This is a genomic window from Pseudomonas putida (genome assembly GCF_030159595.1).
GTDB classification, from domain to species: Bacteria; Pseudomonadota; Gammaproteobacteria; order Pseudomonadales; family Pseudomonadaceae; genus Aquipseudomonas; species Aquipseudomonas putida_AC.
The window spans coordinates 237,306-252,441 of sequence record NZ_BSKJ01000005.1 but is presented as its reverse complement, the minus strand read 5'-3'; the positions used below and the strand labels follow the sequence as shown (position 1 = coordinate 252,441).

The window sequence follows — 15,136 nt, the reverse complement described above, 5'->3', positions numbered from 1 at the left end:
CTAGAATGCCCGCACATTCAACTGCCAGGAGGGTAGCCGATGGAGGCTCTCGACGCATTGCTCAACCGTGTTTCCGTGCCACGTCTGACCGACCCGGCGCCCAATGCCGCCCAGCGCGAGGCGCTGTTCCAGGCCGCCTTGCGCGCCCCGGACCATGGCCAGCTGCGCCCATGGCGCTTCCTGACCATCGAAGGCCAGGGCCGCGAGAGGCTGGGCGAGCTGTTCGCTGAAGCCGTGCAGAGCAAGGGCGATGCCAGCCAGGCAGCGCTGGACAAGGCCCGCGCCATGCCGTTGCGGGCACCGTTGCTGATTGTAGTGGTGGCCAAGCTGCAGGATCACTTCAAGGTGCCCAAGTCCGAACAGCGCCTGGCGGCGGGCTGTGCGGCGCATGGCATCCTGATTGCCGCGCATGCGCAGGGTATCGGCGCGGTGTGGCGTACCGGGGACATGGCCTTCGATGCCCATGTGCACAAGGGGCTGGGGTTGACCGAGAACGAGGAGTTGATCGGGTACCTGTATGTCGGTACGCCGCTGACCGAGCCGCGTACGGCGCCGATTCTGGAAACTGCTGAGTTTGTCACTGCCTGGGGCGAATAAACTGTTTTCAGGCTGATTGATCTATCAAGGCATCCGGCCTCTTCGCGGGTGAACCCGCTCCCACAGGGATGTTGCAAGCTTCGAAACTTGCGCCGTACCTGTGGGAGCGGGCTTGCCCGCGAATGGGCCAGTGGCCTTTACATCACCTCAACTGCCAGTAGCCTCAGCCACAGGCAACTCCAGCCGAGCTACAAATCCACCCTGTGGATGATTGTCCAGCACCAGGCTCCCGCCATGGCGCTCCGCCGCCTTGCGTGCAATCGCCAGTCCCAGCCCATGTCCCGGCGCTTCCTGCCCCGGTGCACGGAAGAACGGTTCCCCCAGTTGCACCAGATGTTCTGCTGCCGCCCCCGGTCCATGGTCACGCACGCTTATCACTATGCGGTCCTGCTCACGCAATGCACTCACTTCTACTGGCTGCCCGACCGGGTTGAAGCGCAAGGCATTGCGCAGCAGGTTGTCCACGGCACGTTCGATCAGCGTTGGCCAACCCTGCAAGGTCAGCCCTGGCTGTGCTTCCAGGCGCACATCCTGGTCGGGCGCGCTGAGTAGGGCATCCTTGCGCACGCTGCCCAGCAGGACGTTGAGGTCGACCGGTTCCGCATGGGCCTGTTCGGCATCCACCCGGGCCAGGGCGAGGATTTCGCTGATCAGGTCTTCCAGGCGGTCGCACTCGCGGGTCAGGCGTGGCCACAGCGTCTCGCGTTGTTCGGGCCCGGCACGCTCGGCCAGGGCGAGGGCGATACGCAGCCGGGCCAGTGGGGAGCGCAATTCATGGGACACATCGCGCAGCAACTGGCGCTGGCTGCCGATGGTGCTTTGCAGGCGTGCGCCCATCTTGTTGAAGTCCTTGGCCAGCACGCCAAACTCGTCGCGCCGCGCAGCCAGCCGCGCCAGGCTGTTCTGCTGGTAGGTGGTCTGGCCCAGGTCATGCACCGCGCTGCGCAGGCGGCTTAGCGGCCGGGTAATGGACAGCGTCACCAGCAGGCTGAACAGGGTCAGCACCACCAGCGCAATCCCCAAGGCACTGAGCGGCCACATCAGGCTTTCGCGGTGCCAGGCATCCAGCGCCGGGTGCGGTATGCGGTAGATCAGCAGGTAGGTTTCGCCAGTGTTGGGGCTGGTGTACTCCTCGGTCAGCCTGCGCCACGGCAGGCGCCGTTGATCATTGTGCTGGCGCGCCTCGAACGCCGCCGCACGGCGCGGGAAGGTGCCGGGTACGACCGCCTCGCCACTGTCGTCGAGCACCTGCACGTCGATCTTGTAGCGGTCTTTGCGCCGTTCCAGGAAGTGCTGTGCCGAATCCAGGCCTTCCTGCTCGTAATGCGTTGTCCACTTGCTGGCGAGGGTGTTCAGGCCGGGGTGGCGGCTAAGGATCCAGGCGTCCTGGTTGAGCATGTGGCCCAGCAGGATCGACAGGCCTGCGACCAGGGTGATGGCCAGCCAGAAACTGGCCAGGATGCGCCAGAACAATGAACGCAAGTGCACCTCCTAAACGGGAAAAGCCCGGCACGCAGTGATGCGGGCCGGGCATTGGGCGGACAGCTTACTGGGCCTTGTTGCCTTTTTCAGCTTTCCAGGCCTGGAACTCCTGCCATTCGGCTTTCTTGGCCGCACGTTCCTTTTGCAACTCGTCGAACTTCTTCTGCTGCTCAGGCTTGAGCAGGTTGCGCACCGCGCTGTCGGTCTTGTCGCGGCTGGCTTTCAGCTCGTCCTTCATGGCCTTCTGGTCGGCGGCCGGCAGCTTGGACAGGTAGCGCTCGGTGATGTCGCGGCGCTGCTGCATCTGCTCGCCCATCAGCTTGCCGATCTGCTGGCGCTGGTCGCGGCTCAGGTCCAGTTGGTGGAAAGGCGCATCACCGCGATGATGCGGGCCGTCGTGACGCTGGCCGCCTTCAGGCATGGCCATGGCCACGGTCGGCAGGGCGGCGGCGAACATCAGGGCGATAAGGGTCTTGCGCATGGTGTCTCTCCTTTCATAGGCCGGTGGTTACCGGATGAGCACAGTCTAGGGAGATCACCGTCAAGCGCAGTCAGGGGATGGTAAAGGCTCGGTAAAGATGAATCGGGGCGCGAAGCGGCCCCGGCGATGTCACAGGCAGTAGTAATAGCCACGGCTGCGCAATGCCACAATGCGTGGCCGGCCATCAGCATGCGGGCCAATTTTCTTGCGCAGGTTGCTGACATGCATGTCCAGGCTGCGGTCGTACAGGGTCAGTTTGCGGCCCAGGCCGATCTGCGCCAGTTCCTGCTTGTCCAGCGGCTCGCCAGGCTGGCGCAGCAGGGCTTCGAGGATGCGGCTTTCGGACAGGGTCAGGGTCATTTCGCGGCCATCGATACTGGCCACGCCACGCGCAGGGCTGTACACCAGGTCGCCCAGCTCCACCTGGCTGGTGGTCGCGGTGGGGTGGCTGCGGCGCAGTACGGCGCGCAGGCGGGCGGTGAGCTCACGTGGGTCGCAGGGTTTGGCCAGGTAGTCGTCGGCACCCAGCTCTAGGCCGAGGATGCGGTCCAGCGGCTCGCCACGGGCGGAGAGCATCAATACCGGCAGTTCGGTATGTTCGCTGCGCAACTGCTTGAGCAGTTCCAGGCCGCTGCCGTCGGGCAGCATCACGTCCAGCACCACGGCTGCCGGGGCGTGTTCGGCAAGGGCTTGACGCGCGCTCTGGCCATCGTGACAGGCACGCACGGTGAACCCTTCCTGGGTCAGCCAGCTGCCGAGCAGCTCGCACAGCTCCTGGTCATCATCAATCAGTAACAGCTCGCTCATGACTCACTCAATTCAACCATTGACGGCGGCTATTCGGCCCGCCAGTGGCAAAGATACCGCAGACTGATGGCAACTGTGTAACTGCCTCTACCGTGTCGCCTTCTTCGCGGGCTTGCCCGCGAAGAAGGCGACACGGTCTCAGGTCATGGCAGTACTTGCTTGAACGGCTTGACCACGACCTTGTCGTACACACCCGCAGCAATATACGGGTCGGCATCGGCCCAGGACTGTGCCGCCGCCAGGGAGTCGAACTCGGCAACGATCAGGCTACCGCTGAAGCCTGCTTCGCCCGGGTCGTTGCTGTCGATGGCCGGGTGTGGGCCGGCCAGCACCACGCGGCCTTCGGCCTTGAGCTGCTGCAGGCGTTCGATATGTGCCGGGCGGGCAGCCAGGCGCTTTTCCAGGGAGTTCGCGACGTCGCTGGCGATGATGGCGTAGAGCATGTCAATCCTTGGGTTTGGAGGTAGAGGGGTCGTCGTGCAGGTGGCGCGACAGGTACACGCCTTGCGCCACCAGGAAGATCACGGTCATGCCCAGGCTGCCGAACACCTTGAAGTCCACCCAGAAGTCCTGGAAGGTGAAGGCGACGAACAGGTTAGCCGCGCCACAGAACAGGAAGAAGGCGATCCAGGCAATGTTCAGGCGTGCCCAGATGGCATCGGGCAAGGTCAGCGCGTGGCCCATGATGCGCTTGATCAGCACCCGGTCACCGATGAAGTGGCTGCCGGCAAAGCCCAGGGCGAACAGCCAGTTCACCACTGGGGCCTTCCACTTCAGGAAGGTTTCGCTATGGAACGTCAGGGTCAGGCCGCCGAACACCAGGCAGGCCACCAGCGTCAGCCACTGGCCCTTTTCCAGCCTGCGCTGGCGCAGGAACAGCGCGCCATACACCACCAGCGAGCTGATGATCAGCATGGCCGTGGCACTGTAGATGCCGCCGAACTCGAAGCTGTGGCCGGCGACTTCCAGGGGGCGCGGGTCCAGCTTGTAGACGATGAAGAACAGCAGCAGCGGGATGAAATCGATGAATTGTTTCACAATGGCAGCCAGAATCGGGATGTGACGGCATAATAACAAACATCGATTCCAGCGAAAGCGCTCCTCCATGAATGTTGATCTGCACTGTCACAGCACGGCCTCCGACGGCGCCCTGTCGCCTTCGGTACTGGTTGCCCGGGCCCATGAGCACGGGGTGCAAACGCTGGCACTGACCGACCATGACACCATCGAAGGCCTGCCTGAAGCGCGCCAGGCCTGCATCGAGCGGGGCATGCGCTGGGTCAGCGGGGTGGAAATGTCGTGCACCTGGGGTGGCGCGACCATCCATGTACTGGGCTATGACTTCCCGCTCGACGCACCACCTTTGCTGGCGGCAATTGAAGCGCTGCACCGTGGTCGCTGGCTGCGCGCCGAAGAAATCGACAAACGGCTGGCGGCCAAGGGCATGCCGGGCACGCTCGAAGGTGCCCGTGCCGTGCAGCACGAACTGGGCGACAGCGGCAACGCCCCGGCGCGCCCGCATTTTGCCGAGTATCTGGTGCGCGCCGGGCACGTCAAGGACCGTGGCGAGGCGTTTCGCAAGTGGCTGGGTGCCGGCAAGCTGGGCGACGTCAAGCAGCACTGGCCAACCCTCGACGAAACTGTCGCGACCCTGCGCCAGTCCAAAGCGTGGGTGAGCCTGGCGCACCCCATGCATTACGACCTGACCCGCAGCAAGCGCAGAAGGCTGATTGCCGACTATATTCAGGCAGGCGGGCAGGCACTTGAAGTGGTCAACGGGATGATGCCGGCCGAGCAGGTGGGCACGATGTCCATCCTTACGCGTGAGTTCGGCCTGCTGGCAAGCGCTGGCAGTGACTTCCACGGCCCCGGCACCTGGGGCGAGATTGGTGCCTACCGGCCTTTGCCCGAGGACCTGCCACCTCTGTGGCGTCGATTCAGCCATGAACAGCCTTTGGCGCTATGAACAGGACGACTACGTGAGCCAATTTTTCCAGATTCATCCGGAGAACCCACAGGCGCGCCTGATAAAACAGGCCGTCGAGATCATCCGTAAGGGTGGTGTGGTGGTGTATCCGACCGACTCGGCCTATGCGCTGGGTTGCCAGATGGGTGACAAGGGCGCAATCGAGCGTGTGCGCACCTTGCGCAAGCTGGACAAGCAACACAACTTCACCCTGTTGTGCTGCGACCTGTCGCAAATGGGGCTGTTTGCCAAGATCGATACTTCTACGTTCCGCCTGCTCAAGGCGCACGTTCCCGGGCCTTACACCTTCATTCTCAATGCCACCCGCGAAGTACCGCGGCTGCTGATGCACGAGAAGCGGCGGACCATTGGATTGCGCGTGCCATCCAACCCGATCGTGCTGGCGCTGCTAGCAGAGCTGGGCGAGCCGTTGATGAGCGTGAGCCTGATCTTGCCGCCCGAAACAGAGCCGATGACCGACCCCTACGAGATCCGGCAGAGCCTGGAGCACCATGTCGACCTGATCATCGATGGCGGTTATGGCGACCTCAAGGCGTCGACCATCATTGACCTCACAGGCGATGAGCCTGCGCTGATCCGCGAAGGCTGCGGCGACCCGACGCCGTTCCTGGTCAGCGCGTGAGCCAGGTGGAAACGCCCGAGGCGCCGGCTGAACAGGCCGACTCGCCTCGGCAGCTGCAACTGGCCCTGGTCTACGGCGAAGCCCTGACCGAAATGCCGCTGGATCTGTACATCCCCCCGGATGCCCTGGAAGTCATCCTCGAAGCCTTCGAAGGGCCGCTGGACCTGTTGCTGTACCTGATTCGCAAGCAGAACATCGACATCCTCGACATCCCGGTGGCGGAAATCACCCGCCAGTACATGGGCTATGTGGAGCTGATGAAAAGCGTGCGCCTGGAGCTGGCCGCCGAGTACCTGGTGATGGCCGCCATGCTCGCCGAGATCAAGTCGCGCATGCTGCTGCCGCGCTCGGCCGAAGCCGAGGAGGAGGAGGGGGACCCGCGCGCCGAACTGATCCGCCGCCTGCAGGAGTACGAGCGCTTCAAGGCAGCGGCCGAGGGCATCGACGAACTGCCACGGGTGGGGCGCGAGGTTGTGGTGCCACGCCTGGAAGCACCGCAGGCCAAGGTGCGCAAACTGTTGCCGCAGGTCAGCCTGGAAGAGCTGCTGATGTCCATGGCCGAGGTGATGCGCCGTAACGACCTGTTCGAAAGCCACCAGATCACGCGTGAAACACTGTCTACCCGTGAGCGCATGAGTCAGGTGCTGGCGCGCCTCAAGGGCGGCGCGTTCGTGCCGTTCGTCGAGCTGTTTGCCGCCGAAGAGGGCAAGCTGGGCGTGGTAGTGACCTTCATGGCCATTCTCGAACTCGTTAAGGAATCGCTGATCGAACTGGTGCAAAATGAGCCTTTTGCCGCCATTCATGTGCGGCTCCGCCCGGCGCTTGTTGAAGACCCTGATGAACCTGAATGAACCCCGCGACCTGGCGTCGCTGATCGAAGCTTTCTTGCTGGCGTCGGGCAAGCCGCAGTCCCTGGAGCGCCTGTACGAGTTGTTCGAAGAGGCCGAGCGCCCTGAGCCCAAGGTGTTCAAGCAGGCCCTGGACGTGCTCGGCAAGTCGTGCAGTGGCCGAGCGTTCGAGCTCAAGGAAGTGGCCAGCGGCTACCGCCTGCAGATCCGCGAGGACTATGCGCCCTGGGTCGGACGCCTGTGGGAAGAGCGCCCGCAACGCTATTCACGTGCGCTGCTCGAAACGCTGGCGCTGATTGCCTACCGCCAGCCCATCACCCGTGGCGAGATCGAGGACGTGCGGGGCGTGGCGGTGAACAGCAACATCATCAAGACCATGATGGAGCGCGAGTGGATTCGCGTGGTCGGTTACCGCGAAGTGCCCGGGCGGCCGGCGATGTTCGCCACCACCAAGGCGTTTCTTGACCACTTCAACCTCAAGAGCCTGGATGAGCTGCCGGCCTTGGCCGAGTTGCGTGAAATGGAGCCGGAGCCGCTGCTCGACCCGGACGATGCGCCAGTGCCAGCGCACTTGCAGGCGTTGGCAGATGCCAGCCTTGGGGAGGAAGAAGAGGGTGTTGAGCCGAAGGAGGAAACCAGCTTCCGTAGCTTGCTGGTGGAGCTGGATGCCATGGAAGAAGGGTTGAAAACCGACTTTGATGATTTGCGCGAGGAAGAGCCAGAGGCTTCGGTGGAAGAAGAGGGCAAGTTACAGCCCTGATCTGCTGTTGCCTGTACCGGCCTATTCGCGGGTGAACCCGCTCCCACAGGGATATCACAGGATCTGAATGTGGTGCAGTACCTGTGGGAGCGGGTTTACCCGCGAATAGGCCGGCACTGCCACTGGACCACCATTAGGCAGAAACCCCTGCCAAAGCCCACAAAACCCTCTACGCTCCAGTGCGTTCCCCCGCCAAACCGCGTATGATGCGCGGCCTTTTGGCGCGTTCGTCGCCAAGAACCTGTTTTCATTCCTACACCGGGAGGTGCCCAGATGAGTGAGCAAGACCTGCAAGATACCGAAATCACCCCGCCATCCGGCGAAAAGCTGCAGAAAGTGCTGGCGCGCATTGGCGTGGGCTCGCGCCGTGACGTCGAGGCCTGGATCAGCCAGGGCCGCATCAAGGTCAACGGCGTTGCAGCCACCCTCGGTCAGCGCGTCGACCTGCACGACGCCATCGCCGTAGACGGCAAGCTGATCAAGCGCGAAGAGGCCGCCGAGGCCACCCGCCGGGTGATCATGTACAACAAGCCCGATGGCGAAATCTGCACCCGTGACGACCCGGAAGGCCGTCCGACCGTGTTCGACCGCCTGCCACGGCCGAAAGAGGGCCGCTGGATCAACATCGGCCGTCTCGACATCAACACCACTGGCTTGCTGCTGTTCACCACCGACGGTGAACTGGCCAACCGCCTGATGCACCCGTCCTACGAGATGGACCGTGAGTACGCGGTACGTGTACGTGGTGAAGTCGACGACGAGATGATCGAGCGCCTGAAAGCCGGCGTGATGCTGGAAGACGGCCCGGCGAAGTTCACCGATATCCAGAAGGCACCGGGTGGCGAAGGCTTCAACCACTGGTACCACTGCGTGGTGATGGAAGGCCGTAACCGTGAGGTGCGTCGCCTGTGGGAATCCCAGGGCATGGTGGTCAGCCGCCTGAAACGCGTGCGTTTCGGCCCAGTGTTCCTCAACTCCGACCTGCCGATGGGCCGCTGGCGTGAAATGAGTCAGGGCGAAATCGACATCCTGGCCGCCGAAGTGGGCCTGCAGCCATTGGCGCTGCCTGCCATGAAGCTCAAGGCCAAGGACAAGATGGAGCGCCTGCAGCGCAAGTCGACCCGCCCGCTGGGCCGTGGCGAGCGCGTGCGCAACCTGCGTCCGGCTCACGAAGGTGCCGCTACCGGTGAGCGCCCGGCGCGTCAGCCGCGTGAAGAGGCCCCGCGTAAAAACACCCGTGGCAGCACGGTGGCCGAACGCCCAAGCGAAATGCGCAAGCGCCCGAGCAAGCCTGAAGGTGACAAGCCGGCAGGCCGTGGCCGCGGCAAGCCGCGTGGCTGATAAGCCGGTGTGGTAATCAGGAAACCAGCCTTCGGGCTGGTTTTTTTATGGGCGCGAGATTTTGGGGCGCGCAAAACGGCCCCAAGATATTGAACAAAAAGAATTTTTCGGACGACTGGCAAGTTTCTGAACCGGGTTGTAAAGAAATTTATACAAATGTGGGCGGTTTCAGCCCTGATTTCAGATTTTGCCGGATCGTGTAAACAAACCTTGCCGTCGCCGATGTGCCAAACCCGCCATCCCCGCTTCACCCACCCTTGCCCAAACCCCCGTCCCCACGGTGTTATAGCCGCCATTGCCGTGTGCAAGAGCCCGTCCACAGAGCCGTGCTGACAAAACAACAAATGGAGGCGCCATGTACGCCGATCACTCCGCCTTTCAAGGCCCATACCACAGGATCGCTGCGTTTTTTCCCGATGGAAGGACGCAACGCGTTGACGCCTGCGCGCTTGCAGGGGTATACAGTGCGCCGCGTTTTACCTGTGACCCCTTTGCGTACCGCGCACTCTTGATCCCCCCTGGTTGACCCGCCCCGGCGGCACCTGAGGTCAAGAAACCCAAGGTAACCACCTTGCCCATTCCGCTGCGCCACGAGCGCGGTGGGTCCGATTCCGTCACAGATAAAAACAATGCAGGTGACTTCGTTCATGAGTGGACAAAACATGCATTCAGGCGAGCTCAAGCGGGGCCTGAAGAACCGTCACATCCAGTTGATTGCCCTTGGTGGTGCGATTGGTACCGGCCTGTTCCTCGGTTCGGCAGGCGTGATGAAATCCGCCGGCCCGTCGATGATCCTTGGCTACGCCATCTGCGGTTTCATCGCCTTCATGATCATGCGCCAGCTGGGCGAAATGATCGTCGAAGAGCCGGTGGCCGGTTCGTTCAGCCACTTCGCCCACACCTACTGGGGTGGTTTCGCCGGTTTCCTGTCGGGCTGGAACTGCTGGGTGCTGTATATCCTGGTGGGCATGTCGGAGCTTTCGGCGGTCGGCAAGTATGTTCACTACTGGTGGCCGGAGATCCCTACCTGGGTCACGGCAGCGGCATTCTTCGTGCTGATCAACGCCATCAACCTGATGAACGTGAAGTTCTTCGGTGAGGCTGAGTTCTGGTTCGCGATCATCAAGGTCGTGGCCATCGTCAGCATGATCGGCCTGGGCGCCTACCTGCTGACCAGCGGCAGCGGTGGCCCGGACGCCACCATCGCCAACCTGTGGTCGCACGGCGGCTTCTTCCCGAACGGTGTCAGCGGGCTGGTGATGGCCCTGGCGTTCATCATGTTCTCCTTCGGCGGCCTGGAAATGCTCGGCTTCACCGCTGCCGAGGCCGACAAGCCGAAGACCGTGATCCCCAAGGCGATCAACCAGGTCATCTACCGCATCCTGATCTTCTATGTCGGTGCCTTGGTGGTACTGCTGTCGCTGACCCCGTGGGACAACCTGGTCGCCAGCATCGATGCCTCGGGTGGCAGCTACGGCAGCAGCCCGTTCGTGCAGGTGTTCTCGCTGCTGGGCAGTGACGTGGCCGCGCACCTGCTGAACTTCGTGGTACTGACCGCTGCGCTGTCGGTGTACAACAGCGGCACCTACTGCAATGCCCGCATGCTGCTGGGCATGGCAGAGCAGGGCGATGCCCCGGCGTCGCTGGCCAAGGTCGACAAGCGTGGCGTACCCGTGCGTTCGATCCTGGTGTCGGCTGCCGTTACCTTTGTCGCCGTGCTGCTCAACTACCTGATGCCTCAGAATGCCCTGGAGCTGCTGATGTCGCTGGTAGTGGCTACCCTGGTGATCAACTGGGCGATGATCAGCTACTCGCACCTGAAGTTCCGTCAACACCTGAACCGTACCGGCCAGAAACCGCTGTTCAAGGCGCTGTGGTACCCGTACGGCAACTATGTAGTGCTGGCCTTCGTGGTGCTGATCCTCGGCATCATGCTGATGATCCCGGGCATTCAGGTTTCGGTGTATGCGATCCCGGTGTGGCTGTTTGCGATGTTCGTGATCTACATGATCAAAGAGCGGCGCAGTGCTAATGCCGGTGGGGCTGCTGGTACCGTAGCCAAGTAAGTGGTTGCAGTTGGTAGAGAAACCCGAAGCCCGGCGACTGGCTTCGGGTTTTTTGTTGCCTGCTGGCGAGGTCAGATCTGCTTCAGCAACCAACTGCGAAATGCCCGCAGCGATGGCAATGCCTCATTGCGCGGCGGATAGATCAGGTAATAACTGCGCTGGCTGGCAAACGCCACCCCCGGGCTGTACAGCTCACCCTTGGCCAGTTCTTCCTCCACCAGTATGCGTGGCACCAGGCCGATCCCAATCCCGGCCCGAACCGCCTGGATCAGGTGCGAGGTCAGCTCGAAGCTCGGCCCCAGTCGCATCGACCGGTGGGGCAGGCCATGGTGCGAAAACCACTCGCCCCAGGCATGCGGGTTGTTGGCCACGTTCAGCAGCACTTCTTCACTGATTCGCGCCGGGCTCCAGCCTTGGCTCTCTGCACCGGCTTCAGGCGGCAGAATCACTACCAGTTCCTCGGCATGCAGGCGATGGCAGATCAGCCCGGGCAGGTCGTGGCTGGCCACACCGATGGCGGCGTCGATTTCGCTGGTGTCGAAGTTGATGGCTTCGATGCGCGAATGAATGTGCACCAGCATGCCTGGGTGGGCGCTGTAGAACGCATGCAGCCGCGGCAGAAGCCATTTCGAGCCGAACGTTGGCAGGGTAGCCAGTCGCAAAGTGCCCACGCCCGATTGATACGCCAGCGCCTGCAGGGTCGCGCTGCGGATGCGCCCCAGCGCCTCGCTGAGCTCGCGCTGGTACAGGCGGCCGACATCGGTCAGCTGTACCTGGCGCCCCTCGCGGCGGAACAGGGTCAGGCCCAGTTGCTGTTCCAGCGCCTGCACCTGGCGGCTGATCGCACTCTGGGTCAGCGACAGTTCGGCAGCGGCGCGGGTGTAGCTTTCATGCCGGGCAGCGGCCTCGAATGCCAGCAGCAGCGACATGGAGGGTGTCAGGTGACGGTAATTCATTCATAAAAGTCATTGATAGCGGCAGGATTATCCGTTTGCCCCTGAAGCGAAACTACAGGAACATTGGCCCATACGTCACCCCTGCATGCCAACACCTATGCCGGAGCGACAGGAATCCCGTGAATTAGCCAATATCAAGAGGCCATCCTTCGATGATCGCCCAGCTGCCGACCGTTGCACCGAGCGCCAACTACCCTGAATTCCTCGAAGCCCTGCGCAACAGCGGCTTCCGTGGCCAGATCAGTGCTGACTATGGCACCCGTACCGTGCTGGCCACCGACAACTCGATCTACCAGCGCTTGCCCCAGGCGGCCGTGTTCCCGCTGGATGCCGACGATGTGGCGCGGGTTGCCACGCTGATGGGCGAGGCGCGCTTCCAGGATGTCAAGCTGACCCCGCGCGGCGGCGGCACCGGCACCAATGGCCAGTCGCTGACCGACGGCATCGTCGTCGACCTGTCGCGCCATATGAACAAGATCCTCGAAATCAATGTCGAGGAGCGTTGGGTGCGGGTGCAGGCCGGTACAGTCAAGGACCAGCTCAATGCCGCGCTCAAACCGCATGGCCTGTTCTTCGCCCCTGAGCTGTCCACCTCCAACCGTGCCACTGTCGGCGGCATGATCAACACCGATGCCAGTGGCCAGGGCAGTTGCACCTACGGCAAGACCCGCGATCATGTACTGGAACTGCACAGCGTGCTGCTGGGTGGCGAACGCCTGCACAGCCTGCCGATCGACGACGCTGCGCTTGAGCAGGCCTGCGCCGCGCCAGGCCGGGTCGGTGAGGTGTATCGCATGGCCCGCGATATCCAGGAAACCCAGGCCGAGCTGATCGAAACCACCTTCCCCAAGCTGAACCGCTGCCTGACCGGCTATGACCTGGCGCACCTGCGTGACGAACAGGGCCGCTTCAACCTCAACAGCGTGTTGTGCGGTGCCGAAGGTTCGCTGGGCTATGTGGTGGAAGCCAAGCTCAACGTGCTGCCGATCCCCAAATATGCGGTGCTGGTGAACGTGCGCTACACCAGCTTCATGGATGCCCTGCGTGATGCCAATGCGCTGATGGCGCACAAGCCGCTGTCGATCGAGACCGTCGACTCCAAGGTGTTGATGCTGGCGATGAAGGACATCGTCTGGCACAGCGTTGCCGAATACTTCCCGGCCGACCCCGACCGTCCGACCTTGGGTATCAACCTGGTGGAGTTCTGTGGCGATGAGCCGGCTGAGGTCAACGCCCGGGTGCACGCCTTCGTCGAACACTTGCAGGCGGATGCCAGTGTCGAACGCCTGGGGCATACGCTGGCTGAAGGCGCCGAGGCGGTGACCCGTGTCTATGTGATGCGCAAGCGTTCGGTGGGCTTGCTGGGTAACGTCGAGGGCGAGGTGCGCCCGCAACCGTTCGTGGAAGACACGGCGGTACCGCCAGAGCAACTGGCCGACTACATCGCCGACTTCCGCGCCTTGCTGGACGGTTACGGCCTGGCCTACGGCATGTTCGGCCACGTCGATGCGGGTGTACTGCATGTGCGCCCGGCGCTGGACATGAAGGACCCGGCCCAGGCTGCGCTGGTCAAGCCGATTTCCGACGCTGTGGCAGCACTGACCAAAAGCTACGGCGGCCTGCTGTGGGGCGAGCACGGCAAAGGCCTGCGTTCGGAATATGTGCCGGAGTACTTCGGTGCGCTGTACCCGGCGCTGCAGCGCCTGAAAGGCGCCTTCGACCCGCACAACCAGCTCAACCCAGGCAAGATCTGCACACCGCTGGGCAGTGCCGAGGGCTTGACCCCGGTCGATGGCGTAACCCTGCGCGGCGACCTCGATCGCACCATCGATGAGCGCGTGTGGCAGGACTTCCCCAGTGCCGTGCACTGCAACGGCAACGGCGCCTGCTACAACTACGACCCCAACGACGCCATGTGCCCGTCGTGGAAGGCCACCCGTGAACGCCAGCATTCGCCCAAGGGCCGCGCCTCGCTGATGCGCGAGTGGCTGCGCCTGCAAGGCGAAGCGAACATCGACGTGTTGGCCGCAGCCCGCAACAAGGTGTCGTGGCTCAAGGGCTTGCCGGCACGCCTGCGCAACAACCGCGCGCGCAGCCAGGGGCAGGAGGACTTCTCCCACGAAGTGTATGACGCCATGGCCGGCTGCCTGGCCTGCAAGTCGTGCGCCGGGCAGTGCCCGATCAAGGTCAACGTGCCGGACTTCCGCTCGCGCTTCCTTGAGCTGTACCACGGCCGCTACCAGCGCCCGCTGCGTGACTACCTGATCGGCTCGCTGGAGTTCACCATCCCGTACCTGGCGCACGCGCCGGGGCTGTACAACGCGGTGATGGGCTCGAAGTGGGTCAGCAAGCTGCTGGCCGACAACATTGGCATGGTCGACAGCCCGCTGATCAGTCGCTTCAACTTCCAGGCCACGCTGACCCGTTGCCGTGTCGGCGTGGCCAGCGTGCCGGCCCTGCGTGAACTGACCCCGGCCCAGCGCGAGCGCAGCATCGTGTTGGTGCAGGATGCCTTCACCCGCTACTTCGAGACCCCGCTGCTGTCGGCCTTCATCGACCTGGCCCACCGCCTGGGCCACCGGGTCTACTTGGCGCCTTACAGTGCCAACGGCAAGCCCCTGCATGTGCAGGGCTTCCTGGGGGCGTTCGCCAAGGCGGCGATCCGTAACGCTACCCAGCTCAAGGCCCTGGCCGACTGTGGTGTGCCGCTGGTGGGGCTGGACCCGGCGATGACGCTGGTGTACCGCCAGGAATACCAGAAAGTGCCGGGGCTGGAAGGTTGCCCGAAGGTGCTGTTGCCGCAGGAATGGCTGATGGACGTGCTGCCTGAGCAGGCGCCGACCGCGCCGGGCAACTTCCGCTTGATGGCACACTGCACCGAGAAGACCAACGTGCCGGCCAGTACCAGGCAGTGGGAGCAGGTGTTTGCCCGCCTGGGCCTGAAGCTGGTGACCGAGGCGACGGGTTGCTGCGGTATGTCGGGGACCTACGGCCACGAGGCGCGTAACCAGGAGACTTCGCGGACTATCTTCGAGCAAAGCTGGGCGACCAAGCTGGACAAGGAAGGGGAGCCGCTGGCGACCGGTTACTCGTGCCGCAGCCAGGTCAAGCGCATGACCGAGCGCAAGATGCGCCACCCGCTGGAAGTGGTGTTGCAGTACGCCGAGCGTTGATCTGCATGGTCTCGGG

At 63.2% G+C, this 15,136-nt stretch carries 14 protein-coding genes; 8 read left to right on the top strand and 6 right to left on the bottom strand.

Annotation, left to right across the window (positions count from 1 at the left end; genetic code table 11):
* Positions 1–39 precede the first annotated feature (39 nt).
* Complete coding sequence (locus QQL85_RS13505; RefSeq protein WP_284354066.1) at positions 40–597, top strand: NAD(P)H nitroreductase; 558 nt, start codon at positions 40–42, stop codon at positions 595–597.
* Positions 598–744: 147 nt separating this feature from the next.
* Here the strand turns inward: QQL85_RS13505 and QQL85_RS13500 are convergent, their stop codons facing one another.
* The 5 genes from QQL85_RS13500 to QQL85_RS13480 form a co-directional block, all read right to left on the bottom strand.
* Positions 745–2,085, bottom strand: a complete 1,341-nt coding sequence (locus tag QQL85_RS13500) for a sensor histidine kinase (RefSeq protein WP_284354065.1) — start codon at positions 2,083–2,085, stop codon at positions 745–747.
* A gap of 58 nt (positions 2,086–2,143) precedes the next feature.
* Positions 2,144–2,560: a Spy/CpxP family protein refolding chaperone gene (locus tag QQL85_RS13495; RefSeq protein WP_284354064.1), complete on the bottom strand. Its 417-nt coding sequence runs from the start codon at positions 2,558–2,560 to the stop codon at positions 2,144–2,146.
* Between the two features lie 129 nt (positions 2,561–2,689).
* Positions 2,690–3,367, bottom strand: coding sequence for a response regulator transcription factor (locus QQL85_RS13490; RefSeq protein WP_060497458.1), 678 nt, complete (start codon positions 3,365–3,367; stop codon positions 2,690–2,692).
* Between the two features lie 143 nt (positions 3,368–3,510).
* Positions 3,511–3,810, bottom strand: coding sequence for a YciI family protein (locus QQL85_RS13485; protein ID WP_284354063.1), 300 nt, complete (start codon positions 3,808–3,810; stop codon positions 3,511–3,513).
* A gap of 1 nt (position 3,811) precedes the next feature.
* The gene (locus tag QQL85_RS13480) at positions 3,812–4,405 is read right to left on the bottom strand and encodes a septation protein A (RefSeq protein WP_284354062.1); all 594 of its coding nucleotides are present in this window, start codon (positions 4,403–4,405) and stop codon (positions 3,812–3,814) included.
* 67 nt (positions 4,406–4,472) lie between these two features.
* Between QQL85_RS13480 and QQL85_RS13475 the strand changes: the two genes are divergently transcribed.
* The 6 genes from QQL85_RS13475 to QQL85_RS13450 all read left to right on the top strand — a co-directional run bounded on the left by QQL85_RS13475 (position 4,473) and on the right by QQL85_RS13450 (position 10,991).
* Complete coding sequence (locus QQL85_RS13475) at positions 4,473–5,333, top strand: PHP domain-containing protein (protein WP_284354061.1); 861 nt, start codon at positions 4,473–4,475, stop codon at positions 5,331–5,333.
* Positions 5,334–5,346: 13 nt separating this feature from the next.
* Complete coding sequence (locus QQL85_RS13470; RefSeq protein ID WP_033740616.1) at positions 5,347–5,976, top strand: L-threonylcarbamoyladenylate synthase; 630 nt, start codon at positions 5,347–5,349, stop codon at positions 5,974–5,976.
* Between the two features lie 125 nt (positions 5,977–6,101).
* A complete protein-coding gene (locus QQL85_RS13465) occupies positions 6,102–6,827 on the top strand; it encodes a segregation and condensation protein A (protein WP_284354241.1) in 726 nt (241 codons plus the stop codon).
* A complete protein-coding gene (gene scpB / locus QQL85_RS13460) occupies positions 6,814–7,584 on the top strand; it encodes an SMC-Scp complex subunit ScpB (RefSeq protein ID WP_284354060.1) in 771 nt (256 codons plus the stop codon). Before QQL85_RS13465 ends, scpB begins: the two co-directional genes overlap by 14 nt.
* A 273-nt stretch (positions 7,585–7,857) precedes the next feature.
* On the top strand, positions 7,858–8,925 hold the full coding sequence (gene rluB / locus QQL85_RS13455; protein WP_284354059.1) for a 23S rRNA pseudouridine(2605) synthase RluB: 1,068 nt from the start codon (positions 7,858–7,860) through the stop codon (positions 8,923–8,925).
* A 647-nt stretch (positions 8,926–9,572) separates the two neighbouring features.
* A complete protein-coding gene (locus QQL85_RS13450; protein ID WP_284354058.1) occupies positions 9,573–10,991 on the top strand; it encodes an amino acid permease in 1,419 nt (472 codons plus the stop codon).
* 71 nt (positions 10,992–11,062) lie between these two features.
* Here the strand turns inward: QQL85_RS13450 and QQL85_RS13445 are convergent, their stop codons facing one another.
* Complete coding sequence (locus tag QQL85_RS13445; protein WP_284354057.1) at positions 11,063–11,947, bottom strand: LysR substrate-binding domain-containing protein; 885 nt, start codon at positions 11,945–11,947, stop codon at positions 11,063–11,065.
* A 152-nt stretch (positions 11,948–12,099) separates the two neighbouring features.
* On the opposite strand from QQL85_RS13445, the gene ydiJ reads away from it, so the two are divergent.
* Complete coding sequence (ydiJ, locus tag QQL85_RS13440) at positions 12,100–15,120, top strand: D-2-hydroxyglutarate dehydrogenase YdiJ (RefSeq protein ID WP_284354056.1); 3,021 nt, start codon at positions 12,100–12,102, stop codon at positions 15,118–15,120.
* Positions 15,121–15,136 lie beyond the last annotated feature (16 nt).

Excerpts from the sequence above, each read along its gene's own strand:
- QQL85_RS13505 (WP_284354066.1), top strand. The coding sequence starts at position 40 with ATGGAGGCTCTCGACGCATTGCTCAACCGTGTTTCCGTGCCACGTCTG.
- QQL85_RS13495 (WP_284354064.1), bottom strand. The coding sequence starts at position 2,560 with ATGCGCAAGACCCTTATCGCCCTGATGTTCGCCGCCGCCCTGCCGACC.
- QQL85_RS13490 (WP_060497458.1), bottom strand. The coding sequence starts at position 3,367 with ATGAGCGAGCTGTTACTGATTGATGATGACCAGGAGCTGTGCGAGCTG.
- QQL85_RS13485 (WP_284354063.1), bottom strand. The coding sequence starts at position 3,810 with ATGCTCTACGCCATCATCGCCAGCGACGTCGCGAACTCCCTGGAAAAG.
- QQL85_RS13475 (WP_284354061.1), top strand. The coding sequence starts at position 4,473 with ATGAATGTTGATCTGCACTGTCACAGCACGGCCTCCGACGGCGCCCTG.
- scpB (WP_284354060.1), top strand. The coding sequence starts at position 6,814 with ATGAACCTGAATGAACCCCGCGACCTGGCGTCGCTGATCGAAGCTTTC.
- rluB (WP_284354059.1), top strand. The coding sequence starts at position 7,858 with ATGAGTGAGCAAGACCTGCAAGATACCGAAATCACCCCGCCATCCGGC.
- QQL85_RS13450 (WP_284354058.1), top strand. The coding sequence starts at position 9,573 with ATGAGTGGACAAAACATGCATTCAGGCGAGCTCAAGCGGGGCCTGAAG.
- QQL85_RS13445 (WP_284354057.1), bottom strand. The coding sequence starts at position 11,947 with ATGAATTACCGTCACCTGACACCCTCCATGTCGCTGCTGCTGGCATTC.
- ydiJ (WP_284354056.1), top strand. The coding sequence starts at position 12,100 with ATGATCGCCCAGCTGCCGACCGTTGCACCGAGCGCCAACTACCCTGAA.